The sequence below is a fragment of the Phycicoccus ginsengisoli genome, assembly GCF_054779295.1.
The window spans coordinates 192,160-217,911 of the sequence record NZ_BAAGYN010000005.1; the positions used below are offsets into that span (position 1 = coordinate 192,160).

The 25,752-nt window shown below is 72.3% G+C and carries 24 protein-coding genes, 1 pseudogene and 1 riboswitch; of the genes and pseudogenes, 10 read left to right on the forward strand and 15 right to left on the reverse strand.

The window, feature by feature from the left end:
* Nucleotides 1–17 precede the first annotated feature (17 nt).
* The 3 genes from ACYVDO_RS10265 to ACYVDO_RS10275 all read right to left on the reverse strand — a co-directional run bounded on the left by ACYVDO_RS10265 (nt 18) and on the right by ACYVDO_RS10275 (nt 2,664).
* Nucleotides 18–689 (reverse strand): DUF4232 domain-containing protein, encoded by a 672-nt coding sequence (locus ACYVDO_RS10265; protein WP_460935423.1) that lies wholly within the window; start codon nt 687–689, stop codon nt 18–20.
* Between the two features lie 396 nt (nt 690–1,085).
* A complete protein-coding gene (locus ACYVDO_RS10270) occupies nt 1,086–1,925 on the reverse strand; it encodes an SDR family NAD(P)-dependent oxidoreductase (RefSeq protein WP_460935425.1) in 840 nt (279 codons plus the stop codon).
* 13 nt (nt 1,926–1,938) lie between these two features.
* Nucleotides 1,939–2,664 (reverse strand): hypothetical protein, encoded by a 726-nt coding sequence (locus tag ACYVDO_RS10275; protein ID WP_460935427.1) that lies wholly within the window; start codon nt 2,662–2,664, stop codon nt 1,939–1,941.
* A gap of 56 nt (nt 2,665–2,720) precedes the next feature.
* On the opposite strand from ACYVDO_RS10275, the gene ACYVDO_RS10280 reads away from it, so the two are divergent.
* The 4 genes from ACYVDO_RS10280 (at nt 2,721) to ACYVDO_RS10295 (ending at nt 6,573) form a co-directional block, all read left to right on the forward strand.
* Entirely contained in the window at nt 2,721–3,947 is a 1,227-nt protein-coding gene (locus ACYVDO_RS10280; protein WP_460935429.1) for an MFS transporter, read from the forward strand.
* Between the two features lie 26 nt (nt 3,948–3,973).
* Nucleotides 3,974–4,672: a metal-dependent transcriptional regulator gene (locus ACYVDO_RS10285; RefSeq protein ID WP_460935431.1), complete on the forward strand. Its 699-nt coding sequence runs from the start codon at nt 3,974–3,976 to the stop codon at nt 4,670–4,672.
* Between the two features lie 212 nt (nt 4,673–4,884).
* Nucleotides 4,885–5,054: riboswitch (cyclic di-AMP (ydaO/yuaA leader) on the forward strand.
* Nucleotides 5,055–5,810 (forward strand): C40 family peptidase, encoded by a 756-nt coding sequence (locus ACYVDO_RS10290; RefSeq protein WP_460935433.1) that lies wholly within the window; start codon nt 5,055–5,057, stop codon nt 5,808–5,810.
* 85 nt (nt 5,811–5,895) lie between these two features.
* Nucleotides 5,896–6,573, forward strand: coding sequence for a DsbA family oxidoreductase (locus ACYVDO_RS10295; protein WP_460935435.1), 678 nt, complete (start codon nt 5,896–5,898; stop codon nt 6,571–6,573).
* A gap of 68 nt (nt 6,574–6,641) precedes the next feature.
* Here ACYVDO_RS10295 and ACYVDO_RS10300 read toward each other — a convergent pair whose 3' ends face one another.
* Nucleotides 6,642–7,739, reverse strand: coding sequence for a calcium:cation antiporter (locus ACYVDO_RS10300; protein WP_460935437.1), 1,098 nt, complete (start codon nt 7,737–7,739; stop codon nt 6,642–6,644).
* Nucleotides 7,740–7,909: 170 nt separating this feature from the next.
* On the opposite strand from ACYVDO_RS10300, the gene ACYVDO_RS10305 reads away from it, so the two are divergent.
* Nucleotides 7,910–8,809 carry a DUF1028 domain-containing protein gene (locus ACYVDO_RS10305; protein WP_460935439.1) on the forward strand — a complete coding sequence of 300 codons (900 nt, stop codon included), beginning with the start codon at nt 7,910–7,912 and terminating at the stop codon, nt 8,807–8,809.
* A 130-nt stretch (nt 8,810–8,939) separates the two neighbouring features.
* Here ACYVDO_RS10305 and ACYVDO_RS10310 read toward each other — a convergent pair whose 3' ends face one another.
* From ACYVDO_RS10310 to ACYVDO_RS10320, 3 genes and pseudogenes are all read right to left on the reverse strand, one after another.
* The gene (locus ACYVDO_RS10310) at nt 8,940–9,437 is read right to left on the reverse strand and encodes a PLD nuclease N-terminal domain-containing protein (protein WP_460935441.1); all 498 of its coding nucleotides are present in this window, start codon (nt 9,435–9,437) and stop codon (nt 8,940–8,942) included.
* 220 nt (nt 9,438–9,657) lie between these two features.
* Nucleotides 9,658–11,385, reverse strand: coding sequence for an alpha-glucosidase (locus ACYVDO_RS10315; RefSeq protein ID WP_460935443.1), 1,728 nt, complete (start codon nt 11,383–11,385; stop codon nt 9,658–9,660).
* Nucleotides 11,386–11,440: 55 nt separating this feature from the next.
* Nucleotides 11,441–12,757: pseudogene (locus ACYVDO_RS10320) on the reverse strand (D-alanyl-D-alanine carboxypeptidase).
* Between the two features lie 176 nt (nt 12,758–12,933).
* On the opposite strand from ACYVDO_RS10320, the gene ACYVDO_RS10325 reads away from it, so the two are divergent.
* Together ACYVDO_RS10325 and ACYVDO_RS10330 are read left to right on the forward strand one after the other, a co-directional pair.
* On the forward strand, nt 12,934–14,292 hold the full coding sequence (locus tag ACYVDO_RS10325) for a GH32 C-terminal domain-containing protein (protein ID WP_460935445.1): 1,359 nt from the start codon (nt 12,934–12,936) through the stop codon (nt 14,290–14,292).
* Nucleotides 14,293–14,354: 62 nt separating this feature from the next.
* Nucleotides 14,355–14,543 carry a hypothetical protein gene (locus ACYVDO_RS10330; protein ID WP_460935447.1) on the forward strand — a complete coding sequence of 63 codons (189 nt, stop codon included), beginning with the start codon at nt 14,355–14,357 and terminating at the stop codon, nt 14,541–14,543.
* 54 nt (nt 14,544–14,597) lie between these two features.
* On the opposite strand, the gene ACYVDO_RS10335 is transcribed toward ACYVDO_RS10330, so the two are convergent.
* The 3 genes from ACYVDO_RS10335 to ACYVDO_RS10345 form a co-directional block, all read right to left on the reverse strand.
* Entirely contained in the window at nt 14,598–15,197 is a 600-nt protein-coding gene (locus ACYVDO_RS10335) for an ANTAR domain-containing protein (RefSeq protein WP_460935768.1), read from the reverse strand.
* Nucleotides 15,194–16,216 carry an NADP-dependent oxidoreductase gene (locus tag ACYVDO_RS10340; RefSeq protein WP_460935449.1) on the reverse strand — a complete coding sequence of 341 codons (1,023 nt, stop codon included), beginning with the start codon at nt 16,214–16,216 and terminating at the stop codon, nt 15,194–15,196. Before ACYVDO_RS10340 ends, ACYVDO_RS10335 begins: the two co-directional genes overlap by 4 nt.
* Nucleotides 16,217–16,346: 130 nt before the next feature.
* Complete coding sequence (locus ACYVDO_RS10345) at nt 16,347–16,811, reverse strand: MarR family winged helix-turn-helix transcriptional regulator (RefSeq protein ID WP_460935451.1); 465 nt, start codon at nt 16,809–16,811, stop codon at nt 16,347–16,349.
* A 72-nt stretch (nt 16,812–16,883) separates the two neighbouring features.
* Here ACYVDO_RS10345 and ACYVDO_RS10350 point away from each other — a divergent pair, with 72 nt between their 5' ends.
* Entirely contained in the window at nt 16,884–17,072 is a 189-nt protein-coding gene (locus tag ACYVDO_RS10350) for a hypothetical protein (protein WP_460935453.1), read from the forward strand.
* Nucleotides 17,073–17,173: 101 nt separating this feature from the next.
* Here the strand turns inward: ACYVDO_RS10350 and ACYVDO_RS10355 are convergent, their stop codons facing one another.
* The 3 genes from ACYVDO_RS10355 to ACYVDO_RS10365 form a co-directional block, all read right to left on the reverse strand.
* Complete coding sequence (locus ACYVDO_RS10355; RefSeq protein WP_460935455.1) at nt 17,174–17,779, reverse strand: hypothetical protein; 606 nt, start codon at nt 17,777–17,779, stop codon at nt 17,174–17,176.
* 318 nt (nt 17,780–18,097) lie between these two features.
* Entirely contained in the window at nt 18,098–18,625 is a 528-nt protein-coding gene (locus ACYVDO_RS10360; RefSeq protein ID WP_460935457.1) for a DinB family protein, read from the reverse strand.
* A 149-nt stretch (nt 18,626–18,774) separates the two neighbouring features.
* Nucleotides 18,775–19,845 carry a sodium:calcium antiporter gene (locus ACYVDO_RS10365; protein ID WP_460935459.1) on the reverse strand — a complete coding sequence of 357 codons (1,071 nt, stop codon included), beginning with the start codon at nt 19,843–19,845 and terminating at the stop codon, nt 18,775–18,777.
* A 185-nt stretch (nt 19,846–20,030) separates the two neighbouring features.
* On the opposite strand from ACYVDO_RS10365, the gene ACYVDO_RS10370 reads away from it, so the two are divergent.
* Nucleotides 20,031–21,536 (forward strand): carboxylesterase/lipase family protein, encoded by a 1,506-nt coding sequence (locus tag ACYVDO_RS10370; RefSeq protein ID WP_460935461.1) that lies wholly within the window; start codon nt 20,031–20,033, stop codon nt 21,534–21,536.
* 24 nt (nt 21,537–21,560) lie between these two features.
* Here ACYVDO_RS10370 and ACYVDO_RS10375 read toward each other — a convergent pair whose 3' ends face one another.
* Both ACYVDO_RS10375 and ACYVDO_RS10380 read right to left on the reverse strand, forming a co-directional pair.
* A complete protein-coding gene (locus tag ACYVDO_RS10375; protein WP_460935463.1) occupies nt 21,561–21,992 on the reverse strand; it encodes an SRPBCC family protein in 432 nt (143 codons plus the stop codon).
* A gap of 1,247 nt (nt 21,993–23,239) precedes the next feature.
* Complete coding sequence (locus ACYVDO_RS10380; RefSeq protein ID WP_460935465.1) at nt 23,240–24,262, reverse strand: glycosyltransferase family 4 protein; 1,023 nt, start codon at nt 24,260–24,262, stop codon at nt 23,240–23,242.
* A 527-nt stretch (nt 24,263–24,789) separates the two neighbouring features.
* Between ACYVDO_RS10380 and ACYVDO_RS10385 the strand changes: the two genes are divergently transcribed.
* Complete coding sequence (locus ACYVDO_RS10385) at nt 24,790–25,752, forward strand: glycosyltransferase (protein ID WP_460935467.1); 963 nt, start codon at nt 24,790–24,792, stop codon at nt 25,750–25,752.

A 25,752-nucleotide genomic window follows, 5' to 3' on the forward strand; every position in this document is an offset into this window, starting at 1 on the left:
TGCCGCCCCACCGCCGGTCAGCCGTGGAAGGGGCGCACGGACAGCAGATGCACGTCGGTGTTGCTGCACGCCTCGACGCGGTACGGCGCGTACTGTGCCGCCGTCTCCCCGGGCAGGTAGACCCGGAAGCCCCCCGCCGTCACCAGGTGGCAGCGCGAGCCGTAGTTCGCGGCCTGGGTCACCTTGACCAGGGCGGTCGCCGAGCTGCCCGGAGCGAGGCGGACCAGTGGGGTGGACTGCGTCCGGTCCCGGTCGGCTGCCGCGCCGACCTGGGCGCCGGTGCCCGGTGCCGTGAGTGACACCCCCGGGTAGCCCTGGAGGGTGCAGGGGCGCGTGCCGGTGTCGGTCGTGACCAGCTCGACGACGAAGCTGCCCGCCGCCCCTCCGCCGGGCTGGGTGACGGCCCGGGTGCGGGTCGTGGACGCGGTGCACCGCGTCGCGGCGGCTCCCCGGCCGCTGCTGGTCGAGCCCGACGACCCGCTCGACGTCGCGCCGGACGAGGAGCTGCTCGAGCTCGTCGACGGACCGCTACCGCCGGTGGAGGTCGGGGACCCGGTCGCGCCCGAGCCGGCGGAGGTGCTGGTGCCCCCGCCGCCGGCGCCGCTGCACCCGGCGAGGGCCCATCCGGTCGCCGCGACCAGCGTCAGCGCGGCGAGCTGCCGGCCTGTGGTGTGTCCCATCCCCGCCATGACGTGCCTCCTGTCGGTCCCCTCACTGCTGTGGACGTCGGAGGCGAGCTCGGGGTTGTCCGGCGACCGGAAGCGGGCACGGAACAGCCCGTGGGCCTTGCCGACCGAATCGAGCGGCGGCGTGCACAGGGGACGACCTGCGCGGCCCACGGGCTGCGGTGGTACTGCTGGGATTGCGCTCTCGCGCCCTCGAAGCAGCCGAGGGTGCGCTAGCGCGCAGCCACCTCACGCGTCCTATGGGAAATCACTTCCTGGACCACCTCCTTTCCGTGTGCTCAGAACGCTATGCCGAGTGGTCGGGCTCTGCAACGGCTTTCCCCCAGAGCGAACACCGGAACACGTCGGAGCCGCACTCCTCGGTCGCCGGCGGAAGCGGCGGGGACGGTCGCGCGGCCCTCAGACCTCCCGGTGGACCTTGTACGAGGCGGCCTGACGGCGGGGCTTGATGACGAGCAGGTCGATGTTGACGTGGGCCGGCCGGTCGACCATCCACACGATCGCCTCCGCGACGTCCGCGGCCACCAGCGGGTCGGGCACCCCGGCGTACACAGCATCGGCACGCTCCTGGTCGCCCCCGAACCGGGTGAGCGAGAACTCCTCGGTGCGCACCATGCCCGGCGCGATCTCGGTGACCCGGACGGGCTGGTCGACGAGCTCGAGCCGCAGGGTCTCGGTGAGGGCGGCCACCGCGTGCTTGGCGGCGGTGTAGCCCGAACCGCCCTCGTACACGGTGCGTCCGGCGATGGAGCCGACGTTGACGATCGTGCCGGCACCGGACGCGACCAGCGCGGGCAGCAGGGCCTGGGTGACCTGCAGGGTGCCGATGACGTTCGCCTCGTACATCCCACGCCAGTCCTCGACGTCGGTCTTCGCCGCGGGCGCCAGGCCCAGGGCGCCGCCGGCGTTGTTGACGAGCACGTCGAGCCGCGGCCCGACGGTCTCGGCGAGGCGGGCGACGTCGGCGGCGGAGGACACGTCGCAGGCGACGGCGCGGCCGCCGATCTCGCGGGCGAGGGCCTCGATGCGGTCGGCCCGGCGCGCGGCCACGACCACCTCGAACGCGGCGGCGGCCAGCTGGCGCGCGGTCTCGGCGCCGATGCCGCTGGAGCCGCCGGTGACGACCGCCAGTCGCCGTCCCGCGACCTCCGAGCCCGGTGCTGTGCCACCCGTGCCCGTGCCCTCGCCGGTCGCGTCCCTGCTGTCGCCCGTCACGTCGTTCCTCTCCTCGTCGGTCATGTCAGTACGTCGGTCATGTCAGTGCTCCCGCCGGCCGGACGGCCGCGGGGTCGACCGAGATCCAGGTCGCCTCCGCCCGCGCCAGCACGCGCCCGTCCGGGGCGTGCAGGGCGGTGCCGCTGAAGGTCTTGCGTCCCTCGGCCCCCCGCTGCCACGCCATCACGACGTGCGGCACCCCGGGCTCGGGCAGCTCGTCGACGACCGCGGTCACCGTCCCGAGCACCATGGGGCGGCCCGCGAACCCGGACGACCAGCCTCCGGGGCAGTCGAGTGCCGCCCAGACCGTCTCGACGTCGACGTCCTCGCCCGGTCTCCAAGCCGCGGCATACGCGCCGTCCCGTCCCTCGACCCGCCCGGGCCGCAGCCGCAGGCCGTCACCGGGCTCGCGCCCGGTCCCGCACGCGAAGCAGGTGGGGAAGGGGTGGTCGACGTCGCCCTCGTACCGCTCGCCGGCCGCGAGCGCCTCCTCGTACGCCACGGGTGCCGGTGCGCCCTCGGCACCCGGGCGGGTGGCGGCCACGGCCTCGAGGACCAGGTGGTCGCCGTCGGTGACGCGGACGGTCCCGTCGTCCTCGGCCACGGTGAGGGGCCGGTCCAGCGGGGGAGGGGTGCGCAGTCGTACCGTCACGGCAGGATGGTCCGCGGTGGTCGCGACCAGGCGCGCGGCGTGGCCGCTGGTCCAGCCGCCGTTGCCGGACTCGGGCGGCCCGCAGAAGCGGGCGGGGATCACGAACTCCATGGCCCGAACGTACTCGGGCAGCACGAGCCCGCAGGGAGGGGGACAGGATGGGGGTGATGGGGACGCCGCCGACGAACACCGAGGCCGGGAACGGCTTCCGTCTGCGCAGCATCGCCCTGCCGGCCTACGGGCCCACGGTCGTCGCGGCCGTCGGCGCCGGCGCCACGCTGCCGGTGGTCGCCCTCGCGGCCCTCGACCTCGGGGCCACGCCCTCGGTCGCCGCGCTCACGACCGGGGCCGCGCTCGTGGCCGAGCTGTTCTTCGCCGTGCCGGCCGGCGCGATGGTCCACCGGGTCGGCGAGCGGCGGGCGCTGCTGTTCGCCGGCGCCGTCGACGCGCTGGCCTCGCTCGTCGCCCTTCTCGCCCCGAGCGTCGCGGTGCTGTTCGCGGCCGTCTTCGCCATGGGCTTCACCTCCTCGGTGTTCCTCGTGGCCCGGCAGGCCTACCTCATCGACGCCGTCCCCTACGCGATGCGGGCGCGGGCGATGTCGACCCTGGGCGGGGTCAACCGGATCGGCCTGTTCGTGGGCCCGTTCGTCGGTGCCCCCGTCATCCACGCGTGGGGCGCCCAGGCGGCGTTCGGGGTCGCCGTGGTGTCTGGGCTGGCCGCGAGCCTGCTGGTGTGGCGGGCACCCGACATCACCGCCCGCCACGAGGAACGCGAGCGCGCCCAGGCGCCGACCGGCACCCCTCGACTCCTGTGGGCGCACCGGCGCACATACGCCACGCTGGGCCTCGGCATCCTCGTCATCGGGGCCGCCCGGTCCGCCCGCGTCGTCCTCGTGCCGCTGTGGGCGGCGCACGTCGGCCTGTCGGCCTCCGCGACCGCAGTGATCTTCGGGGTCACCGGCGGGGTCGAGATGCTGCTGTTCTACCCGGCCGGGTCGGTGATGGACCGGTTCGGCCGGTTCTGGGTCGCCGTCCCCTGCGTGGTCCTGCTCGGGGTGGGGACCCTCCTGCTGCCGCTCACCCACACGGCATACACCGTCCTGGGGGCCTCGATGCTCGCGGCGGTCGGCAACGGGCTCGGGTCCGGCATCGTCATGACCCTCGGCGCCGACACGGCGCCCAGCGTCGGGCGCTCGCAGTTCCTCGGCGGCTGGCGGTTCATGTCGGTCGTCGGCGGCAGCGGCGCCCCGCTGCTCATCAGCGCCGTCACCGCCCAGCTGGGGCTGGCCGCCGCGTGCCTGGGGATCGGGGGCCTGACCCTGCTCGGGACCGGGTGGCTGGGGTACTGGGTGGCCAGGTTCGATCCCGTCCGCGGTGGCGCCCGGACGCGGTGACGCCCGCAGGTGGCAGGCTGGGGGCCGTGACGGACCTGATCGACACCACCGAGATGTACCTCAAGACGATCTTCGAGCTCGAGGAAGAGGGCATCCCGCCGCTGCGGGCGCGCATCGCCGAGCGGCTCGCGCACTCGGGGCCGACCGTGTCGCAGACCGTCGCCCGGATGGAGCGCGACGGCCTGCTCACCCTCGCCGGCGACCGGCACCTCCAGCTCACCGAGGAGGGTCGCAAGCTGGCCACGCGCGTGATGCGCAAGCACCGGCTCGCCGAGCGGCTGCTCATCGACGTCATCGGCCTGGAGTGGGAGTACGTCCACGACGAGGCCTGCCGGTGGGAGCACGTCATGTCCGAGCGGGTGGAGCGCAAGATCCTCGCCCTGCTGAAGGACCACCACGACTCGCCCTACGGCAACCCGATCCCGGGCCTCGAGGAGCTCGGCGAGGCGGAGGCCACCGAGGACTTCCGCTCGGGCCTGCACACCCTCACCGAGCTGGCGGGGCCCGAGCCCGAGACCGTCCTCGTCCGGCGGATCGGCGAGCCCGTCCAGGTGGACCACGAGGCGCTCAGCCTGCTCACCGTGGCCCGGCTGCTGCCGGGGGAGCGGGTCCGCGTGCACCGCGCGGACGGGCGGGTGGTCGCGGTCCGCGAGGGGGCCCCGGAGTCCACCGGCGTGTCCCTGCCCGACGACGTGGCCCAGCACGTCTTCGGGGCGCTCATCTGAGCACTGCCTGGACGTCGTCCGGAGCCTTGCTGGGGGCCCGCTGAGCACGCCTCGGGACCTGCGGTTGGCATCGTGTGGCAGTTTCTTGGACCGACCGTGACCGGAGCGTGACTTTCGGGAGAGGGTTGTGTACGGTTTCCCACGGTTCCTCAGCCCCCCGAGGATCCGGCCCGGAGTGGACACGCCTAGTCCTGCCACCACACCCGGGTCAGCAACGAAAACCGCTTGGCAGGAGCGGGGGACCCACTTGTGGGCCGTCTCCGGACGGTCCTTGGGGTGAAGCCCTCGGGAGCACGGCCGTGAGGTCGGGCGAACGAGGGCCGGGTGATCTACCTCCACCCGAACCCGACAGCTCACCTCGTAGGCGCTGGAGGTTCTACCTGTGGCTTCTTCCACTTCTGGCCGTCATCGCGCGCCGGGTCGTTTCAACCCCGTCTCCGAGCTGTCCGGCATCGTGGCCACCGCCGCGCAGCCGGCCGTCAAGACCTCCGCCGTGATCGCGGCGTCGGGAGGTCTCGTCGCCTCGTTCGCCCTTCCCGCCTCGGCCGCGCCGGCCGCGAGCGCGAAGGCGCCCGACCAGGCGGCTGCAGCCGCACCGGTCGCCGTCAAGGCTCCCGAGGTGGCTGCTCCCGAGGCCACCGACGCGTTCGGCGTCATCGGCTTCACCGCCACGGCAAAGCCCAAGCCGAAGCCCGCTCCGCAGCCCGTAGCGGTGCCGGTTCGTGCGACTGACACGCAGGCCGCCAGCCGGTCGTCCGTGCGCACGCCGCTCGCGACCAAGAGCTACACCAACCTCAAGCCCGCGGCCGGTGGCGTCCTCGCGATCGCCGCGCAGTACCAGGGCCTGCCGTACAAGTACGGCGGCACCAGCCCGTCCACCGGGTTCGACTGCTCCGGCTTCACCCAGTACGTCTTCCGCCAGGTGGGCATCTCCCTGCCGCGCACCGCGGAGGACCAGCGCCAGGCCGTGACGCCGGTCTCCAACCCCCAGCCGGGCGACCTCGTGTTCTTCGGTTCGCCGGCCTACCACGTCGGCATCTACGCCGGCGGCGGCATGATGTGGGACAGCCCCCGCAGCGGCGAGACCGTGCAGAAGCGCGCCATCTGGTCCGGCAACGTGTCCTACGGCCGCCCGTGACCTGAGGCTTCCGAGCCCCCCGGCGAGGGCCCCGACCGCACCCGCGGCCGGGGCCTTCGCCGTGGGCGCATGCTTACATGGACCCATGACTGCTGTGGAGATCGACGTCTGGGCCGATGTGGTCTGCCCGTGGTGCTACATCGGCAAGCGCCGGCTCGAGCAGGCGGTGGCGGAGAGTGCCCACCCAGCGGAGGTCACGGTGACCTACCACGCGTACGAGCTCGACCCGGGTGCGCCGGTGGGCGACGGGACGCTCGTGCTCCCGTGGCTCGCGGAGCGGTACGGCACCGACCTCGACGGCGCTCGCGAGATGGCGGAGCGGCCGGCCATGCTGGGACGCCCCGACGGCATCGAGATCAACGTCGACGAGCAGCGCCGCGCGAACTCCTTCGACGCCCACCGCATCATCGCCCTCGGCCTCGCCCAGGGCGGCCATGCGCTGCAGGCCGCGGTGCTCGAGCGGCTCTACAGCGCCCACTTCACCGAGGGCCGGCAGATCGACGACATCGAGACGCTGCAGCGGCTGGGTGCCGAGGCAGGGCTGGACGGCCGGCGCCTGTCCGCGGTGCTGGCGAGCCGTGAGTATGCCGACCACGTGCGTCAGGACGAGCGGGCGGCCACCGAGATCGGCATCACCGGCGTGCCGTTCTTCATGGCCAACCGCAAGGTCGCGCTCTCCGGCGCGCACTCCGTCGAGGTCATCGGCCAGCTCATCGCGGCTGCCACCGACGGGTCGTCGGAGGCCATGAGCCAGGGCGCCTGACGCCCGGGCGCACCCTGTGAGTTCGCGCCGTCGGCGGCGCACCGGATGCGGTACGCCGGAGGGGCGCCTCAGGGGTTGATGGCGAGGAACACGAACGCCGCGAGCAGCACCAGGTGCACCCCGCCCTGCAGCCGCGTCGCCCGGCCCGGCACCACCGTGAGCACGCTGACCACCACGGTCAGGGCCAGCAGCACCATCTGCGTCGAGCCGAGCCCCAGGACGAGCGGGCCCTCGAGCCAGATGGAGGCCACCGCGATGACCGGGATGGTCAGGCCGATGCTCGCCATGGCCGAACCGAGCGCGAGGTTGAGGCTGGTCTGGATCTGGTTGCGCCGGGCCGCCCGCACCGCCGCGAGGGTCTCCGGCAGCAGGACGAGCAGCGCGATGACGACACCGACGAACGACTGCGGGAAGCCGGCCGCTGCGACACCGGACTCGATCGCCGGCGACTCGACCTTGGCCAGGCCGACGACGGCGACCAGGGAGGCGAGCAGCAGGCCCAGGGAGGTGAGCGCCTCGCGGTCGGTGGGCGGGTCGGCGTGGTCCTCGTCGAGCGGTTCGCCGTCCTTGCCCACGGGCAGGAAGAAGTCGCGGTGCCGACGGGTCTGCGTCGAGACGAACATGCCGTAGAGCGCCAACGAGACGACCGCCGCGAAGGCGAGCTGGCCGCTGGTGAACTCAGGGCCGGGCTCGCTGGTCGTGAACGTCGGCACCACCATCGTCATCACGGCCAGCGTCGTCACCGTGGCCAGCGCCGCCCCCGCACCCTCGGCGTTGAACGCGATGAGCCGGTACTTCAGCGCACCGGCGAACAGCGAGAGCCCGACGATCCCGTTGCAGGTGATCATCGCGGCGGCGAAGACCGTGTCGCGGGCCAGCGTCTGGGTGTCCTTGCCCCCGCTCACCGTGAGCGTGACGATGAGCGCCACCTCGATGACCGTGACCGCGACGGCCAGCACCAGCGAGCCGAACGGCTCACCGACCCGGTGGGCGACCACCTCGGCGTGGTGCACCGCCGCGAGGACGGCGAGGACGAGGACGACCGCCACGACGATGACCGGAAGGGCACCGAGGTGCCGGCCCCAGCTGAGGGCCAGCGCCACGAGCGCCAAGGGTGGCGCGAGAGTGGTCCAGGTGAGCAGGGGACTGGTCGTTCTCGCGGCCACGCCCCATTGTCGCAGGTTTGGTCCCCTTGTCCGACCTGGAGGCGCCCGTGGGGCGAGCGCAGGGCGAGTGCGCAGGCAGGAGTCGACCGCCCCCACAGGCAGCAGTCGACCGCCCCCGCAGGCAGAGGTCGCCGCTGCCGGATCGCGCCCCGGCGGCTAGCGTCCGGGGAATGACGTTCTCGATCGTGGCCCAGGACGGCGACTCCTTCGGTGTCGCCGTGGCCAGCAAGTTCCCGTTCGTGGGTGCCGTCGTGCCGGCCGCCCGGCTCGAGGTCGGCGCGGTGGCGACCCAGGCAATGGCGCGCGTGTCCTACCGAGACACCGCCCTCCAGGCGATGGCCTCCGGCGGCGATGCGGCGGCGGCCATCGCGGCCTGCACGACCCCGGACGAGGAGCGCGAGCACCGCCAGCTCGGCGTCGTGGGCCGCGACTCCCAGGGGACGTGGACGGGGCCGTCGTGCCTGCCGTGGGCGGGTGGCGTGAGCGGGCGGGACGACACGGGCGCGTACGCCATCCAGGGCAACATCCTCGTCGGGCCACAGGTGGTCGAGGCGATGGAGCGCGCCTGGCTGGGCTCGGCCGGGCGCCCGTTCACCGACCGGCTCGTCGCCGCGCTGCTCGCGGGGGACGACGCCGGCGGCGACTCCCGTGGTCGCCAGGGCGCTGCGTTGTATGCCGTGTGCCCCGGAGCCGGGTACGACCAGTACGGCCTGCTCGCGGACGTGCGGGTCGACGACCACCCCGACGCGCCCCGCGAGCTGGCGCGCCTGGTCGGGCTGAACGACCTGCTCTTCGGCTCCCCCGAGGACGTGCAGCCGCTCGAGGGCGCGCTGGCCGACGAGGTGCTCGCCCGGCTCGAGTCGATCGGGTTCACCGGCACGTCCGCTGCGCAGGCGCTGGCCGTGTGGGCGTCGGAGGAGAACTACGAGACCCGTCTCAGCCCCGCCGGCATCGACACCAAGGTGCTCGGCGCCCTGCGCGCCGCGACGGACGAGATTCGGCTCGAGGCGCTCGGTGACGACGAGCACGCCGAGGACGAGGCCGAGGACCACCCCGACGAGGAGGAGTAGGTCGCGCGGCTCCGCGACGCCGGCCGGCCGGGGCGTGGGGGTGAGGCCGGGACCGCGGCTCAGGCCCAGGCCTCAGGCCTCAGGCCTCAGACCTCGGGCAGCGGGGCCGCGGACCTCGGGCAGCGGGGCCTCAGGCCTCGGGCAGCGGGGCCTCGGGCTCGGCGGTCGGGTCGGGGCGGGTCGCCTGCTCGCGCTTGCGCTGCAGCTCCTGCTCACGGGCCAGCCTGGCCGCCCGCTCGCGCTCGACCGCCTCGCGCTCGGCCCGCTCGCGTTCGGCGCGCTGCCGCTTGGCCTCCGCCATCTGCGCCTCGGCCCGCTCGCGGACCTTGCGGAGGAACTCGGCGTCGTCGTCCGGGTTCGTCGCGACGGCGCGGCCCGGCCGTTCGTACTCGGGGTAGGCGGTGCCCCGGTTCCCCTTGTAGGGCAGGCCGCCTCGCGGCGCCGCCTCCGGCCGGCCGGCCACCAGCCAGGCGACCGCCCCGACGACCGACGTGATGAGGACGACGAAGATCCAGGTGCCCTTCGACAGGTTCCTGATGCGGCTCTCGTCGGTCATGATCACGTCGAGCAGGCAGTACACCCACAGTGCCGTGCCCAGGATCCCCAACCCCAGTTCAGCGCGAATCACGCCGCGATGGTGACACACCGGCATACCGCCGGGAGGCGAAACCGGACATCTCGCTCGCGCCGCCACCCGAACGGCGGAGACGCCTCCCGCACCCGCCGAATCTTGGCCCAATCTTCGTCCTGCTGGTGAAGGTTCACTCACAGTCCGAAGGTTGGCCCAAGATTCGCGAAGGAGGGGCAGGGCCTCGGGTATGCCGGGGGCGGCCCGCAGCGGGGTGTCCTCAGGTGGTGCGGCGCAGGATGCGGGCCTCCCAGGCACGTAGCGGTGCGACGACCGAGTCAGGCTCCTGTGCGAAGTTGCCCAGGACCAGCTCGGCACCGGCCCAGTCCGCGACCCCGGCCACCTCCGCGTCGCCCACCGTCAGCTCGTCGGCCGAGAAGTTCGCCAGCACCAGCAGCTCGGTGCCCTCGAAGGTGCGGGTGAACGCGTACAGCGTCGGGTGCTGAGGGGCCAGCATGGTGAAGTGGCCGTGCGCGACGGCCGGCTCGGAGCGGCGCAGCGCGATGAGCCGCCGGTAGTGGTGGAACACCGACCCGTCGTCGGCGACAGCCGCCTCGGCGTTGATCTCGGGGTAGTTCGGGTTGACCCGCGCCCACGGTGTGCCGGTCGTGAACCCCGCGTGGTCGGAGGCGTCCCACTGCATCGGCGACCGGGCGTTGTCGCGGCTGCCGAGACGCAGGTTGTGCAGCACCCACTCGGGGTCGGCGCCCGCCTCCACCGCGGTCCGGTAGTAGTTGACCGACTCCACGTCCTGGAAGTCCTCGGGCCCGGCGAACGGCACGTTGGTCATGCCGAGCTCCTCGCCCTGGTAGACGTACGGCGTCCCGCGGTGCAGGTGCAGCACCGTGCCCAGCAGCTTGGCCGAGGCGACCCGGTGCTCGGGGGCGTCCGACCCGAACCGGGAGACCGCGCGCGGCTGGTCGTGGTTGTTCCAGTAGAGCGAGTTCCACCCGACGTCGGCCAGGCCCTCCTGCCACCGCCCGAACGAGGCCTTGAGGTCGCGCAGGTCCAGCGGCTTGCGGTCCCACTTGTGCTCGCCGTGGTCGAGGTCGACGTGCTCGAACTGGAAGACCATGTCGACCTCGTGCCGCGCCGGGTCGGTGAACAGCACCGCCTCGTCGACGGTGACCATCGGCATCTCGCCCACGGTGAGGTACGTCTGCGACCGGCCCTCGAACACCTCGCGGTACATCTCCTGGAGGAACTCGTGGATCAGCGGGCCGCAGATGAACTGCGGCGTCCCGTCGCCGAGAGCGGTCCCGGCGGCCGGCCTGCCGTCGGCCAGCGAGCCGTGCGGTCCGACGCGCTTGGAGATCATGTTGATGACGTCCATGCGGAAGCCGTCGACCCCGCGGTCGAGCCACCAGCGCATCATCGCGTAGACGGCCCCTCGGACCTCCGGGTTCTCCCAGTTGAGGTCGGGCTGCTTGCGGCTGAACAGGTGCAGGTAGTACTCGCCCGTCGCCTCGTCCAGCTCCCAGGCCGGGCCGCTGAAGAAGGACTGCCAGTTGGTGGGCTCGGCCCCCTGGGTGCCGGCCTCGTGCCCGTGCCGCGGCGGCCGCCACCAGTACCAGTCGCGCTTCGGGTTGTCCTTCGACGACCGCGACTCCACGAACCACGGGTGCTCGTCGGACGTGTGGTTGACGACCAGGTCCATGACGACCCGTATGCCGCGCGCGTGCGCCTGCTCGATCAGCCGGTCCACGTCGGCGAGGCTGCCGAAGGTCGGGTCGACGTCCTCGTAGTCGCTGATGTCGTAGCCGTTGTCGTCCTGCGGGCTGCGGTAGATCGGCGAGAGCCACAGCACATCGATGCCGAGCGTGTGCAGGTAGTCGAGCCGGTCGATGATGCCGGGGACGTCGCCGATGCCGTCGCCGTCGGTGTCCTGGAAGCTGCGCGGGTAGATCTGGTAGACGACTGCCTCGCGGAACCACTGGTCATCGGTCACGGGTCGCAAGTCTCAGGCCACCCCGGCGCCCCGTCAACAGCGGGTCACCCGGTGGTCAGTAGCAGCCCGTGACCGTCGCGGCGAGCATGTCGAGATCCTGCTTGAGGGTCGTCGTGACCTTGCGCCCGTTGACGACGAAGGCGAAGGTCTTGACCCGTCCGTCCATCCCCACGACCCAGCCGGCGAGCGCCGCCGCGTCGTCGAGCGTGCCGGTCTTCGCGTGGACCAGCCCGGCCGCGCAGCTCGACGTGGGGGCGGTGAAGCGCCCGTATGCCGCCTGCAGCGTCCCCGTGCGCCCGGCGACCGGCAGCCCGCTGTCCGACCGCAGCAGGCCGAGCCGGGTGGCGTTGGCAGGCTCGAAGACGTTGCTGACGATGCGGGCCAGCTGCAGGCTCGTCAGCCGGTCGCTGCGACAGCCCCGAGCCGTCGTACAGCGCCGTGATGCTCAGGCCCTCCTGGCCCATCCGGTACGCCTGGCGCTGCGGGCCGCGGACCAGGTGTTGCCGTACCCCAGCTGGATGCCGACGAGCCGGTGCAGCGCCTCGGCGTGCTCGTTGTCCGAGTCCAGCATCATGGTCGAGACGATCTGGCCGACCGTCAGCCCCGCGGACGAGGCGAGGACCGGGGCGTTTGCAGGGGTCTTCGCCCGGCTGACCGAGCTGACGGTGAGGCCGTACCCCTTCAGCTTGCCCGCGAACAGCTTCGCGGCGTCGATGCTCGTGTCGGCGTTCTGCCGGCCGTCGACGTCCAGGGCGCGCAGCCACGTGGTGTCGGTGGGGATGTAGGTCGACCGCCACCCCGTGGCCAGGCTCGGCGCGGCGAACAGGGAGTCGTCGGCATACACCCGCACCGTCGTGCGGCCGGCGGCCTTCATGGCGGACGCGGTGGTCCGCGCCAGGCTGGTGAGCTGGCTCGAGGAGAAGGCCGGGTCGCCCGAGCCCACGAGGAAGACCTGGTCGGCCGCGGTGCCCCGCGTGACCCGGGTGGTGAACCGGTGACCGGAGCCGAAGACGGCCAGGGCGTCGGTCGCCGTGACGAGCTTGGTGGTCGAGGCCGGCATGAGCCCGGTGTTGCCGTTCCTGCTCCACACGACCCGGCCGCTCGCCGCGTCGACCACGGCCCCGCTGAACGCCGTCCCGAACCGGCTGGTGGTCGCACGGGCGCCGAGCAGCTGGGAGATGCGGGGGTCCGCGTCCGGGGCCCTGGTGTACGTGCGGGCACCGGTCGCCCGGGGGGTGGGGTCGACGGGGACGGCGCCGGCGGTGGCCGGCGCGAGCGCCCCGGCCGCGGCGGCCGCGATACCTGCGGCAACGAGCCGCACGATGCCCCGTCGACGAGCGGCGGCGGGGCCCAGGGCGTGGCGGTCGGACATGACGCGGTCCTTCGTGCAGAAGACTGAGGTGGCTCGCACGGAAGGTAGCGCCGAAGGCGCCCGGTTGTGGTTGTCTGGGCCGGTATTCACAGGATCGAGGGCCGATCGGCTGAGCCGGGTCCACCGCGACCGCGTCGCCCGACGGGCGCTGCGACCGATGCACGAGGATGGGCGCGATGAGCGCAGACCCGACCGGAGGACCCGACGGGCGCGAGGTCGCAGCCCCCGACTGGCGTCCGCGCGCCCACTTCGCGCCGCGGCGGCACTGGATCAACGACCCGAACGGCCTGGTGCACCACGCCGGGACCTGGCACCTGTTCTTCCAGCACAACCCCGAGGGCCCGGACTGGGGGAACATGAGCTGGGGCCACGCCACGAGTACCGACCTCGTGCACTGGACCGAGCACCCGGTCGCCCTCAGCCACGACCTCGACACCGGTGAGCAGGTGTACTCCGGTTCGGTGGTCGTCGACCACGCGAACACGTCCGGCCTGGGCCGCGAGGGCGACGCGTTCCCACCCTTCGTCGCGATCTGGACGAGCGCGCGCGACGGCCACCAGGCGCAGTCCCTCGCGTGCTCGCGCGACGGCGGGTCGACGTGGGTGCGTTGCGAGCCCAGCCCGGTGCTCGACCGCGGGTCCGCCGACTTCCGCGACCCCAAGGTGTCGTGGTGCGAGCCGGACGACGGGGGCGACGGGTTCTGGCTGCTGGTCGCCGTGGAGGCCGTCCAGCGGCTCGTCGTGTTCTACCGCTCGAGCGACCTCTGGGACTGGGAGCTGCTCAGCGAGCTCGGCCCGCTCCCGGCGCCGTCGGGGATCTGGGAGTGCCCGGACCTCGTGCCGCTGCCCGTCGAGGGGGAGCCGGGGGAGGTCGTGCACGTCCTCGTCCTGAGCGGCAACGACGGGACGGCGCCCGGGTGCGGCACCTGGTATGCCGCCGGCCGGTTCGACGGGGTGCGCTTCACACCCGAGCCAGCCGGCTTCCGGCGGCTCGACCACGGCCCGGACGACTACGCCGCCGTCACCTGGAACGGCGCCCCCGACGGCCGCCGCGTGCTCATCGGCTGGATGGCGAACTGGGCCTACGCCCGCGACCTGCCGACCGGCTCGTGGCGAGGCGCGATGACCCTGCCGCGGGAGCTGTCGGTGCGACGTCGGGACGGTGGCGTGGTCCTCGTGCAGCGACCGGTCGAGGAGGCGAGGTCCGCGCCGGGGCTGCGGTGGCGCGCGGTCGAGCTCGACGTCCGTGCGGAGGCGTCGGGCGTGGTGCAGCTGCAGGGTGGCGGCGCCGGTGACGGGGCGCGGCTGGTGTACGACCGCGACACCGGGCTGCTCTCCCTGCTGCGCGGACCCCGGGCGGGAGGCGCGGAACCGTTCCACCCGGCATACCCGTGCCGGTCCTCGTGCCCCGTCCCCGTCGGCGACGGCGTGGTCCGGGTGGAGGTGGCGGTGGACGCCTGCAGTGTCGAGGTCTTTGCGGAGAGGGGCGAGGTGGTGTTCACCGCCCTGGTCTTCCCGGGTGCGATGGCTCACTGACCAGGCCCGGATGGCTCGGCTGGGGGATGACGACTGGTCACCCGCGCGTCCTACCGTGAGATGTGGCGTCGGGGCAGAACGGGGTGGAGGACCGGGCGCTCGCCGAGGAGATCGTCCTGCTCGGCGAGCTGATGGCTGCTGCCGCGCAGGAGGAGCAGCACCTGACGCAGGAGCAGGTGGACGAGGTGCTGGGGCTGGCGCCAGGGTCTCGCGACCCGCAGCTCCGTCGGCAGCTCCCGAGGTCGTGCTGATCGCGGGGGATGCCACCTCGCCCAGCCGCTTCGGGGCCTCAGCCCCCTCGGGCCTCAGCCACCTCGACGAGGCTGGTGGGCCAGCACCTCGGCGCCATCGATCCGGCGTCCCACGACGTCGCCGGCCACCTCGGTCAGCTTGCGGCGGTGCGCCCGGCTGTAGTCGCGCAGCTGCGCGAAGGCGGCATCCATGTCGAAGCCCCCACGCTCGGCGAGCACGCCCTTGGCCTGCTCGACGACGATGCGGCTCGTCAGGGCGTTCTGGAGCTGCTCCGCCAGCAGCGAGGCGCGCTGGGAGGCTCGCTGCTGCAGGATGCCGATGGTCGCGATGTCCGCGAGGGACTGGGCGATGCGCTGCTCCGACTCGCTGAGGGGTGGCCGGGCACCGGTGTTGAAGAGGTTCAGCCCCCCGATCGTCTCCTCACGCAGGCGGAGCGGGACGGCGTGGACCGACTCGAACCCAACGCTCTTCGCCGCCTGGGCGAACTGCGGCCACCGGTCCCTGGTGGCGGCGATGTCGGGCACCGTGATCGGGCGCCGCTCGCGTACGCACAGGGGACAGGGGCCCTCCTCGGTCTGGATCTGCAGCAGCTCCAGCAGGCGGGTCTCCTCGCTCGAGGACGCGACGAGGCTCAGCGCGCCGTCCTGGGTCAGAGGCGCACGACCATCTTGCCGGTGTTGTCGCCCCGCAGGACGCCGAGGAAGGCGTCGACGGCGTTCACGAAACCGTCCACCGTCGTCTCGCGTAGCGACAGCGAACCGTCGGCGAGCCACGCGGCGGCGCGCTCGGCATACTCGCCGGCGAGGTCGTAGTGGTCGCCCACGAGGAAGCCCTCGATCCGGCCGCGGGTCTGGATGAGGCGGGCGAGGTTGCGCGGCCCGGGAGCCGGCTCGGTGTCGTTGTAGACCGAGATCATCCCGCAGACGGCGATGCGACCGCCCAGGCGCAGCGAGCCGATCGCGGCCTCGAGGTGCTCCCCGCCCACGTTGTCGAAGTAGACGTCGATGCCGTCGGGGGCGAGCTCGCGCAGCGCCTGCGAGGGCCGCTGCTCGCGGTAGTCGAAGGCTGCGTCGAAGCCGAGGTCCTCGGTGAGGTGCTTCACCTTCTCGGGCGAGCCGGCGCTGCCGATGACCTTGCCGGCGCCGAGTGCCTTGGCGATCTGGCCGACGGCGCCCCCGACCGCACCGGCCGCGCCGGACACGAACACGACGTCGCCCTCCTTGAGCTCGGCGATGCGCTTCAGGCCCGCGTATGCCGTGAGCCCGGTCATGCCCAGGACCCCGAGGTAGGAGGAGGCGGGGGCGGCGTCGGTGTCGACGACGCGGGCGCCCGTGGCGTCGAGCACCGCGACCTCGCGCCAGCCGAGGCCGTGGAGCACGTGGTCACCGGGCGCGAACCCCTCGGCGCGCGACTCCTCGACCACACCGACGGCCCCGCCGGTCATGGCCTCGCCGACCTCGTACGGCGCGGCATACGACTTGGCGGCACTCATCCGGCCACGCATGTAGGGGTCGACCGACAGCACCTCGTTGCGCACGCGGATCTGGCCGTCGGCCAGCTCGGGCACCGCGGACTCGGCGAGCTCGAAGTTCTCGGGCGTCGGCCAGCCGGTCGGGCGGGAGGCGAGCCGCCACTCGCGGGGTGCGGCGGTGGGCGTCGGGGCGTCGGTCATGGGGGACCTCCTGAGTGGGGGGCTGAGGGGACTGCGCTGCCGTCAGGTGCCAACAGCACGACCACCCCCCGGTATGCCGTGACCCTCCTCACCCGGGCCGGCGCGGCTCGCGCAGCCGGGCCGGCGCGGCTCAGTCGGGCGGGGCGAGCGGGGGTCGGGCTGCCGCGATCAGACGGGTGAGGCCGTCGCGCAGGGTCTCGAGCTCGGAGACGTCCATGCCGAGCCGGTCGAGGATGGCCGGCGGGACGTCGAGGGCCTGCTGCCGGGCGGCGGCGCCCTTCGCGGTCAGGGTGACGGCGAGCGCGCGGTCGTCGTGCGGGTCGCGGTCGCGCGTGACCATGCCGCTCAGCTCGAGCCGCTTCAGCAGGGGCGAGAGCGTCGCCGGCTCCAGGCTGAGCCGGCGCGCGAGGTCGGAGACCTTGAGCGGTGACTGCTCCCAGAGCGCAAGCATCACGAGGTACTGGGGGTGGGTGAGCCCCATCGGCTCGAGCAGCGGCCGGTAGAGCCCGATGACGTTGCGGGAGGCGACGGCGAGCGCGAAGCACACCTGGCGGTCGAGGGCGAGGAGGTCGTCGTTGCTGGGGGCCGGCTTCACGATTTCAGTCTAGGCGGTCGCACGGTTTACGCTAGGCCACTAACTGTTAGTGCACTAACGAATGGGACTGCGATGGCACGCAAGGACGAGCGCGAGGGTCTGTCCGTCGGGTACCGCTTCCTCTGGCGGATCCGCTACCTCGGGTGGCACGTGTACGGGCCCGCCCAGCTGGACGGTGCGAGCGACCCGCACGAGCGGCTGCGCCGGGAGCGGCAGCGCAAGGTCGAGGCTGCGCGCGCCGCTCGGCTCGCCAGGGGCTGACCGAGGCACGACGTCCCCCGCGGCCGGACTGCGGTCGCGCATGTGCCAAGGCCCCCGACCGGTGGTCGAGGGCCTTGACGTGGTCCGCGGGGGCGGCTGGGTCAGCCGACAGCGGGAGCGGCTGCTGCGCCGCGTCCGATGCGGACCTCCTGCTCGGCCGGCACGTGGCGTTCGTGCCTCAGGCCGAGGAGGCTGAGAAGGAACATGAGCGCTGCGCCGACGAAGCTGGCGATCGCGCCCCAGAGGGCGATGGTGCCCATGGTGCCGAAGGCGTAGGCGTTGAGGAGCAGGCCGCGAAGGGTGTTGCCCATGAAGAGCGTCTGGCGCAGCTGGCCGAGCTCGGCGACCTTGGCCTGGTCGGCCTTGGGGTCCTTCGTGAGCGCCATGAACTCGCCGCTGACCTCTTCGTAGGTCTTGCCCTGGCTGGCCTTGTTCATGTGGACCAGGATGTAGTGGTCGGCGTACGCCTTCGCCTGGGCGCCCGTGGTCATCGGCTGGCCTGCGTACTGCTGCAGGTAGGGCTTGATGGCCGGGTCCTCGATGGCCTTGCCGGACGGCATCGTGATCTTCTGGTCCGCCAGCTGGCTGTGCACGTTGTCCTGCACGAAGTTGCTCGCCCACACCAGGAGCCCGCCTGCGACCAGGAGGACTGCCGTGATGATGAAGCCGCCGGTGGTGAGTAGTGCGTCGAGGGTCCTGCGTCGCATGCTGATCAACTCCCGCTGTTCTCAGGGCTGTTGGCCCTGTTCCTTTGCCTTTGTCGGCACCCCTACCTTCTCGGCTGCAGCGGCTGGCGCAGAGGGACCTTGGTCCCCTGAGGCGCAGATCACAGGCGAGGCGCGGGAGTCCGAGACCGGAGCGTCGACGACGTCGACAACGTACGACGAAATTGGTTGCGGCCCAGAGAAATCCGACGATCACGGCGGGATCTGCGGTCGCCCCGTTCGTGTTCGTCGCCGCGCGGACGCAACACGGCTCGGCGACCCCGACGAGCGCTGGGTCCGCCGGCACAGCCACGATGCAGGTCAGCCCGCGCCGCGGCCGGAGAGGGTCAGCTGCCGTCGGTGGTGCTCGTAGTGCTGGGTGGGGTAGTGGTAGACCTCGCGCAGCGTCATGACGTCGTGGAAGTAGGGGTCCCAGCCGGTCGGGAAGTGCATCCCGCGGCGGAGGGACGCGGCGGACTCGCGGCGCAGGGAGTGCTGGAGCCGCGCCGTGGTGTGGTCCATGAGCCGGGCCATTCCGGCATACCCGAGGACGCGGGCGCCGCCCAGGGAGCCCACGTAGTTGACGACGTGGAAGGGGCGCGTGCCCGCGTCGAGGGCCGCGGAGAACCGCCTGGACGCCCCGTCGGGCAGCCGGCCGAACGCGCGGACGAGAGGTCGCAGGTTCCGCACGAGGAGGTACCCGAAGAGCATGTGGAAGAGCAGCTGCTCATTGGTCCACCTCGTGCCGTCGGTGGGGGCACGCAGCTCCGCGACGGTCGCGGTGTCGAGCAGGTGGCGGAAGTCGGCGCGCACCCGGTCGAGCTCGGCACTGATCTCCTCGACGTCCACAGCTGCCTCCCTCCGTGTCGGCGGTCCACCCCAGCCGCCCAGGGTGCGCTCCCTGTCAGTCTCCTCCCGACGTCCACCCCGGGAGTGGTGGAGCCGGACCGGTCTGACGCCGCTCGACCGGCCCGACGCGTCTCGACCGCTCGAACCGGTCAGCTGCTGCTGGCGACGGCGAAGAGCCCCGCCACCCCGAGCAGGTAGAGGACCAGGACGGCGAGGGAGTCGACGCCCATGCGCGCGATCCGGCGCCGGGGGCGGAAGACGAGGCCGACGGCATACACCAGGGTGAGGAGCATGGCGAGGGCGGTGAGGTAGACGTCGGTGGCCTGCGCCTGCGGCAGCACCGCCTTGCCGGACAGCAGGGTCGCGACCAGGAAGAGCACGGGCAGGAACGCGTTGCCCCCGAAGATGTCGCTGACCGCGAGCTGGTAGTCCTCGTTCTTCACGGAGGTCAGGCCGGTCGAGACCTCCGGGAGGGAGGTGGCCGCGGCAAGCACGGTGGCCCCGAAGAGCACCCCGGACAGGCCGATGTGGCCGGCGATGGCGTCACCGCTGCGTTCGAGGACCACGCCGGCGACGAGGGTGACGAGCGCGGCGACGCCGAAGACGGTCGCCGCCCGGGCCGTGCTGGTGCCCTTGGTCGAGGCGTCCTGCTCGGCCTTCTGCTGGGAGTGGCCCTTGGGCTTCGCCTGGTTGTCCGGCGCCTCGCCGGAGTCGTTCCACGGCAGGGACTTCGACGCTCGTTGCAGGAGAACGAGCCCGGCGACCCACACGACGGTGATGAGCACTGAGGCGGGCGCCAGCCGGAACCGCGCGAGGCTCGAGGGCAGCTGTGACCCGGCGACGACGACGGCGAGCACCGCGACCACGAGCGCGGCCTCGAGCACGAGCACGAGCGACGCTGCCTGGTACGTCAGCGGTCGGCGGCCACGGATGCCGAAGACGTCGAGCACGACGAGCACGACGGTCTGGATCGCGATGCCGCCCAGGATGTTGCCGACGGCGACGCCGACGTTGCCGGAGAGGGAGGCGCTGGCGACGATGGCGATCTCGGGCAGGTTGGTCGCGACGGCGAGCAGGATCAGACCGCCGAGTGCGGTGCCGAGGTGCAGCCGGGTGGACAGGACGTCCGTCTGGTTCGAGAGCTGGATGCCGGCCACCCAGATGGCAGCGGCCGCCGCGGCGAAGGCGAGCAGCAGGACGGGGAGGGGCCAGGAGGACAAGGGTTTACTCCATCGGGGGGCGGGAGAGGTCCCTTTCTGGCTACCGGTGCCGGAAGCGCCTCGCAAGTTGGGGCACGCAACGGCTTCGCCGCGTCGGACGTGCACGAGACGGCGTCGTGCACGAGGCTGCTGGGTGGCGGCCACGCCGGCCCCGCGCCCCCAGCGTCCCGACCTTCGGAGGACCCATGGACCCTGTCGTCTCCCTGCAGGCCGGTCGCGTGCGCGGACGCACGAGCGGCGGGGTGAGCGCGTTCCTGGGCATCCCGTATGCCGCGGCGCCGGTGGGGCCCGCACGGTTCGAGGCGCCCCGGCCGGCGCAGCCGTGGGACGGCGTCCGCGAGGTCACGACCCTCGGGGCGACCGCGACCCAGTCGCCGTACCCGCCGCCCATCGCGGCCATCCTCGGCACCACGATCCTGCCCGGCGAGGACCACCTGCACGTCAACGTGTGGACTCCGGACCCTGCCGCGTCCGGCCTGCCGGTGATGGTGTGGGTCCACGGTGGTGCCTTCACCCGCGGCGGCAACGCCCTGGCCATCTACGACGGTTCGGCCTTCGCGCGCGACGGTGTGGTGCTCGTCTCGGTGAACTACCGGCTCGGCGTGCCCGGCTTCGCCGCGGTGGAGGGCGCGCCGTCCAACCGTGGGCTGCGCGACCAGCTGCTGGCGCTGGCGTGGGTGCAGGAGAACGTGGCGGCGTTCGGCGGGGACCCGGGCAACGTCACCGTGTTCGGGGAGTCCGCCGGCGGGATGAGCGTGGCCACCCTGCTGGCCTCGCCCGCGGCCGAAGGACTCTTCCGGCGTGCGGTCGTCCAGAGCGGCACGGCGACGGCGGTCGCCGACGAGCACGAGGCCCGGCTCGTCACCGCGGAGGTCGCCGCGGCGCTCGGGGTGCCGGCGACCGCGGAGGCGCTCGGGGCCACGGACCCGGACGCGCTGCTCGAGGCGCAGAACGCCGTGGGCCTGGCCCTGGCGCAGCAGCCCGACCCGGCTCGGTGGGGTGCCAGCGTGATCCGCAACGGGCTGGGCATCATGAGCTTCTTCCCGACGGTCGATGGTGACGTCGTGCCGGACGTGCCCGTGGCGAGGGTCGCGGCCGGGGCCGGGAGCGGGGTGGAGCTGCTCACCGGGAGCACCCGCGACGAGTTCCGCTTCTTCCTGATGCCCACCGGGCTGGCGGCGATGGTGAGCGACGCGGCGCTGCCGACGGTGCTGAGCCGTTACGGCATCGACCCCGCAGTGGTGCCTGTGTATGCCGGGTCGCGGCCGGGCGCGAGCGCCGGTGACCTCCTCGCGTCGATCCTGACCGACGCGTCCTTCCGACGCGAGACGGTGCGGCTCGCGGACGCCCACACGGCGGCCGGGGGACGGACCCACGTGTACGAGTTCGACTGGCAGTCAGGGGTTCCCGACCTGGGCGCCTGCCACGCGCTCGAGCTGCCCTTCGTCTTCGACACCTTGGCCGGCGGCGAGACCCTCACCGGTCCGGATGCCCCGCAGCAGCTGGCGGATGAGGTCCACCGGGCCTGGGTCGCGTTCGCGGTCGGCGGGGACCCGGGCTGGGAGGCGTGGGACCGGCATACCCGCCCGGTCCAGGTCTTCGACGTGCCGTCCGCGCTGGAGCACGACCCTCGCGGCGCCGAGCTGGCCGCGCTCGGCGAGCCGCCGAGCGCGCAGGGTGCCGCGGGGTAACCGTGCCGGGTGGCGGCGGATGGCTCAGGAGTTCTCGAGGAGTTGTTTGGCGGTGTCGAGGCCGGCGACCTCGCTGTCCATGGCGCTCTGGGCGGGTCGGGAGAAGGCCAGGTTCTTGAGCCCCTTGAGCTCGGCACTCAGCGTGAAGGTCACCTCGGTGGCATCCCCGGCCGGTGCGAACAGCCACTCGCCGTGCGGGCGCACGGGGCCGGTGACGACGTCGAAGGTGTAGCGGAGCGGCGGCTCGTAGGTGGTCACCTCGAGGTCAGCCGGGATCTTCTGGCCGCCGGGCCCCTTGAGGACCTGGTGGATGCGCGCACCCTGCCGCGGGGGCTCGGACTCGCTGATCTCCACGACCTGGGACCGCCACGCGGCGTCGTTCGCGTGGGTCGTGAAGAAGGCGAACACCTCCTCGACCGGACGGTCGATGACGATGGTGCGACTGGCTCTGGCCATGGCTTGCTCCTTCGCCCGGGGTCGTGGTGCCAGGGCGAGCGGCGCGATCGCCGCTCTCGGCGAGGTCGTTCACTACCGAGCTGGCTTGCCGGGACAAGTCGCGCGAACGCGTTCTCGAACCGCGTACAACTCGGCTCACCAGCCTCCGGCGGCCTTGTGCTCGGCGAGGACGGTGTCCGCCTCTTCGGCGGGCGAGAACTCGCAGGATCCCGCGTGGCCGTTCCGCAAGGTGCACATGCGTCCGCTGGGTAGGTGGACCTGCCCGCAGCCGCCCTGCAGGGCGGCGGCCTCGTCGATCGCTGAGTTGTGTACCTCAGGGACCGCTTCGGACCGGGGGCCAGAGGCGCTCGTACCGGGTGAGTTGGTGTCCATCGATGGACCAGCAATCTCCTCTCGCTGGCGAGAGGGCATGGGCCCCAAACTGAGGCTGTGTTGAGCCTACTGCCATCCCAGCCAATTGGCTTGGTCACCCAGAACATCCCTCCCGACTCACTCCCTCGGGCGGGGAAGCGGCAGGAAGCATGATCGCCGTAACCTCACCCACGGTCACCAGCAGAGCAATCAAGGAATCAGGAGTGTGCTGTCGGACCATGACCGAGTGGCGTCTCCTGACCAACCGCGCTCGGGTACTTCTCTGCACTCTTCTGCCCGGCCGCGGTGCGCGCGGCCATCAGGCCACCTCGGTTCGTTGAGCCCGAAGGCCCGGGTCGTACACCGACAGGCGATACAGACGAATTGGCCACCGCGTGAGGGGCACAATGGAGGGACTGGTGCGGCTCTTCCCCGCGCAGCAGAGGTGTGACATGTCAGCGAATGCGAGCCCGAACTCGGGCCCTACCCCGCTCCCGGACTGGGCGCTGGGGCAGGCGATGAATAACCTGGACGCCGAGGACAGCCGAGGTCGCGACGAGCGGGCGCGTGCACTCGTGCACGATTTCGAGGACGAGCGCCACGACGACGACGACCCCGATCAAGGTGGCGAGGCCTAGGCCCGCGCGCCTGCGCGCACGGTGCTGTGAAGGGTGCTCATGTCCATGCCGTCAGCTTCGTAGACCCCTTGGCGATGCTCCAGACTCCCCGTGTCTCGGCGCGCCCCTGTTGGGAGTGATGAGTGAGGAGCACCTGAAGAGTGCGAGAAAAGCCGTCGGCTTTGCCACCTGCCACCGCCACCTGGCGCCATGACGGCCCCAAGACCACAGGGTCGGGGGCGCTGCACGTACCTCCGCGCGGTGGTGCGGCCATCACCCTCAGCTCGAACGACCTGCTCGAACGACCTGCTCGAACACGGCGAGGTGGTCCCGGACCATGCGGTCGGACGAGAAGCGGGTGAGCGCCTCCTGACGGCACTCCCGTCGGTCGAGTTGTGACGCTTGGGCGACCGCTGAGACCGCCGCCTCGACGTCGGTGACGAGAAACCCAGTCCGGCCGTGTCGGAGCAGTTCTGGCATCGAACCGAGGGGAGAGGCGATGACCGGTGTGCCAGTTGTCAGCGACTCCACCACGGAGAGGCCGAAGGGCTCCGCGAAGTCGATGAGGTGCAGCAGGGCGAGTGCGCCGCCCAGCAGGGCGTCACGTTCCTTGGGTCCTACCGGCCCGACGTAGGTCACCGAGCTTCCGTCCACATGCGGCGCAACCGCCTCACGGAAGTAGTCTTCGTCCTGGACGATGCCCGCGATGACGAGTGGAAGCCCCGCGCGGCGAGCCACCTCGACGCATACGTGGGTGCCCTTGTCAGGGTGGATTCGGCCGAGAAAGAGCACGTAGCTGCCCGGTTCGGGAACGAAGGTGAACGCTGCGGTGTCGATGCCATGGTGGATCGTGGCGGCGTAGTGCAGGTCGGGGTGCCGGTCAGCCTCGCTGATGGCTACGTAGTGGGCGACGTCGTCGTACTCCCGGTAGACGGGGAGGATGCGGGTCGAGGAGAACCCGTGGATGGTTGTCACCACGGGGGTTCCCACCAAGCGGCTGTAGGTCAACGGCATGAAGTCGAAGTGGTTGGCGATGACGTCGAACTCGTGGGCCCGCTCGAACGCGGCTGCGTTGTGGATCCCTTCCCAGGCCTTGGCGTCCAGGCCCGGCGACTCCTCGTACCCGTGCGGTGCCGTGGCGTGCAGTCGAGCGGAGGTCGTCGAGTCTGCCGTGGCGAAGAGAGTGACGTCGTGTCCCCGCTCGACGAACCCCTCGGTGAGGACGGAGGCGATCTGTTCCCACGGTCCGTAGCCGACCGGGGGCAGGCTGTGGGCGATCGAGGCAATGACGCCGATCCTCATGGGACTCCGTCAGGTCGGTTCGGGCGCGCCAGGGGCCGCGGGGCACGGTTGGGGGAGGTGGGGGCGGTACCGGGGCGAGTCATCACCCTAGTCGCCGTTCGTCGACCAACCCGCCCACGAGGGTCCCGAGGGATGGTTCTCCCAGGGGTGGAAGCCCGCAGGGTGTTACCGTCGAAGTCTCGCCGTCTCGCCAGGGAACGAGACGCGTCGCGACGATGACGTCTCGACATGCCTGCGTGCGACCACGTCGTGCAGGCGCCCGCGCACCGTGCGTGCAGGTCGCCACCCCTGCGGGTGGCTGTGCTCCACGTCGGCTGTCGACGCGGGGCGACCGAGGAAGGCTCGCCATGTCCGTGTCCTATGGAGTCCTGAGCACCTACCCGCCGACTACCTGTGGGCTGGCAACCTTCAGCCGCTCCCTTGCGCACTCGCTCACGGGCCGAGGCGGTGGTGCTGGCGCCGTGGGAGTCGTGCAGGTCGTGGATGTCCCCGAGCCCCTCCCGCTGCCTGAGGTGGTCCATCAGTGGGTGCGTGGCAGCGCGGGCGGTGCGGAGTCCGCCGTCGCCGTTCTCGACACGTTCGACATTGTCGTGGTTCAGCACGAGTACGGGATCTTCGGCGGCCAGGACGGGATCGACATCCTCGACGTCACGCGTCAGATGGTGACGCCCATGGTTCTGGTCGTCCACACCGTCCTCGTCGCGCCGTCGCACAGGCAGCGCGAGATCGTGCGGGAGCTCGCCGAGCGCAGCGCCGTCGTCGTCACCATGACTCGTACCGCCCGTGACCGGCTGGTCGCACACTACGGCCTGGAAGGCGGCCGGATCCGCGTCGTGCCCCATGGGGCGCCGCCTGGCGCGGTGCGGACGCAAGCCCACGATCCCCGGCCCGCCAACCGTCGTCCCGTCGTGCTCACCTGGGGCCTGCTCGGCGCGGGCAAAGGCATCGAGTGGGGCATCGAGGCGCTGGCCCAGCTAAGGGACCTCGCGCCCCTCTACCGCGTCGTCGGCCAGACGCACCCCAAGGTGATCGAGCACGAGGGGGAGCGCTACCGAGACGGCCTCGTCGCACGGGCCCACGCATTCGGCGTCAGCGACCTCGTCGAGTTCGACGCGCGATATCTCACCGCGGACGTGCTGGGCCTCGCCGTGGCGGCCGCGGATGTCGTGCTGCTGCCCTACGACTCCACGGAGCAGGTGACCTCGGGGGTCCTCGCCGAGGCGGTCGCAGCAGGCAGGCCGGTGGTGTCCACCGCGTTTCCCCACGCCGTGGAACTGCTCGGTCGCGGGGCCGGGCTGCTCGTCGACCGGCACGACCCGAGCGCGATAGCTCGGGGACTGCGGAGCGTGCTGACCGAGCCCGGGCTGGCGGCCGCGATGTCGGCAGAGGCCGAGCGGATCGCGCCCCAGATGCAATGGCCTGCGGTCGCGCAGCAGTACCACGCGCTTGCCCGCGAGGTCCTCGCCTCGTCTTCCCCGGTGAGGGTCTGA

What these genes read in the sequence shown, in the direction of transcription:
- ACYVDO_RS10265 (WP_460935423.1), bottom strand. Translation starts at nt 689, where the DNA reads ATGGCGGGGATGGGACACACCACAGGCCGGCAGCTCGCCGCGCTGACG.
- ACYVDO_RS10270 (WP_460935425.1), bottom strand. Translation starts at nt 1,925, where the DNA reads ATGACCGACGAGGAGAGGAACGACGTGACGGGCGACAGCAGGGACGCG.
- ACYVDO_RS10275 (WP_460935427.1), bottom strand. Translation starts at nt 2,664, where the DNA reads ATGGAGTTCGTGATCCCCGCCCGCTTCTGCGGGCCGCCCGAGTCCGGC.
- ACYVDO_RS10280 (WP_460935429.1), top strand. Translation starts at nt 2,721, where the DNA reads ATGGGGACGCCGCCGACGAACACCGAGGCCGGGAACGGCTTCCGTCTG.
- ACYVDO_RS10295 (WP_460935435.1), top strand. Translation starts at nt 5,896, where the DNA reads ATGACTGCTGTGGAGATCGACGTCTGGGCCGATGTGGTCTGCCCGTGG.
- ACYVDO_RS10305 (WP_460935439.1), top strand. Translation starts at nt 7,910, where the DNA reads ATGACGTTCTCGATCGTGGCCCAGGACGGCGACTCCTTCGGTGTCGCC.
- ACYVDO_RS10325 (WP_460935445.1), top strand. Translation starts at nt 12,934, where the DNA reads ATGAGCGCAGACCCGACCGGAGGACCCGACGGGCGCGAGGTCGCAGCC.
- ACYVDO_RS10340 (WP_460935449.1), bottom strand. Translation starts at nt 16,216, where the DNA reads ATGACCGACGCCCCGACGCCCACCGCCGCACCCCGCGAGTGGCGGCTC.
- ACYVDO_RS10350 (WP_460935453.1), top strand. Translation starts at nt 16,884, where the DNA reads ATGGCACGCAAGGACGAGCGCGAGGGTCTGTCCGTCGGGTACCGCTTC.
- ACYVDO_RS10355 (WP_460935455.1), bottom strand. Translation starts at nt 17,779, where the DNA reads ATGCGACGCAGGACCCTCGACGCACTACTCACCACCGGCGGCTTCATC.
- ACYVDO_RS10370 (WP_460935461.1), top strand. Translation starts at nt 20,031, where the DNA reads ATGGACCCTGTCGTCTCCCTGCAGGCCGGTCGCGTGCGCGGACGCACG.
- ACYVDO_RS10375 (WP_460935463.1), bottom strand. Translation starts at nt 21,992, where the DNA reads ATGGCCAGAGCCAGTCGCACCATCGTCATCGACCGTCCGGTCGAGGAG.
- ACYVDO_RS10380 (WP_460935465.1), bottom strand. Translation starts at nt 24,262, where the DNA reads ATGAGGATCGGCGTCATTGCCTCGATCGCCCACAGCCTGCCCCCGGTC.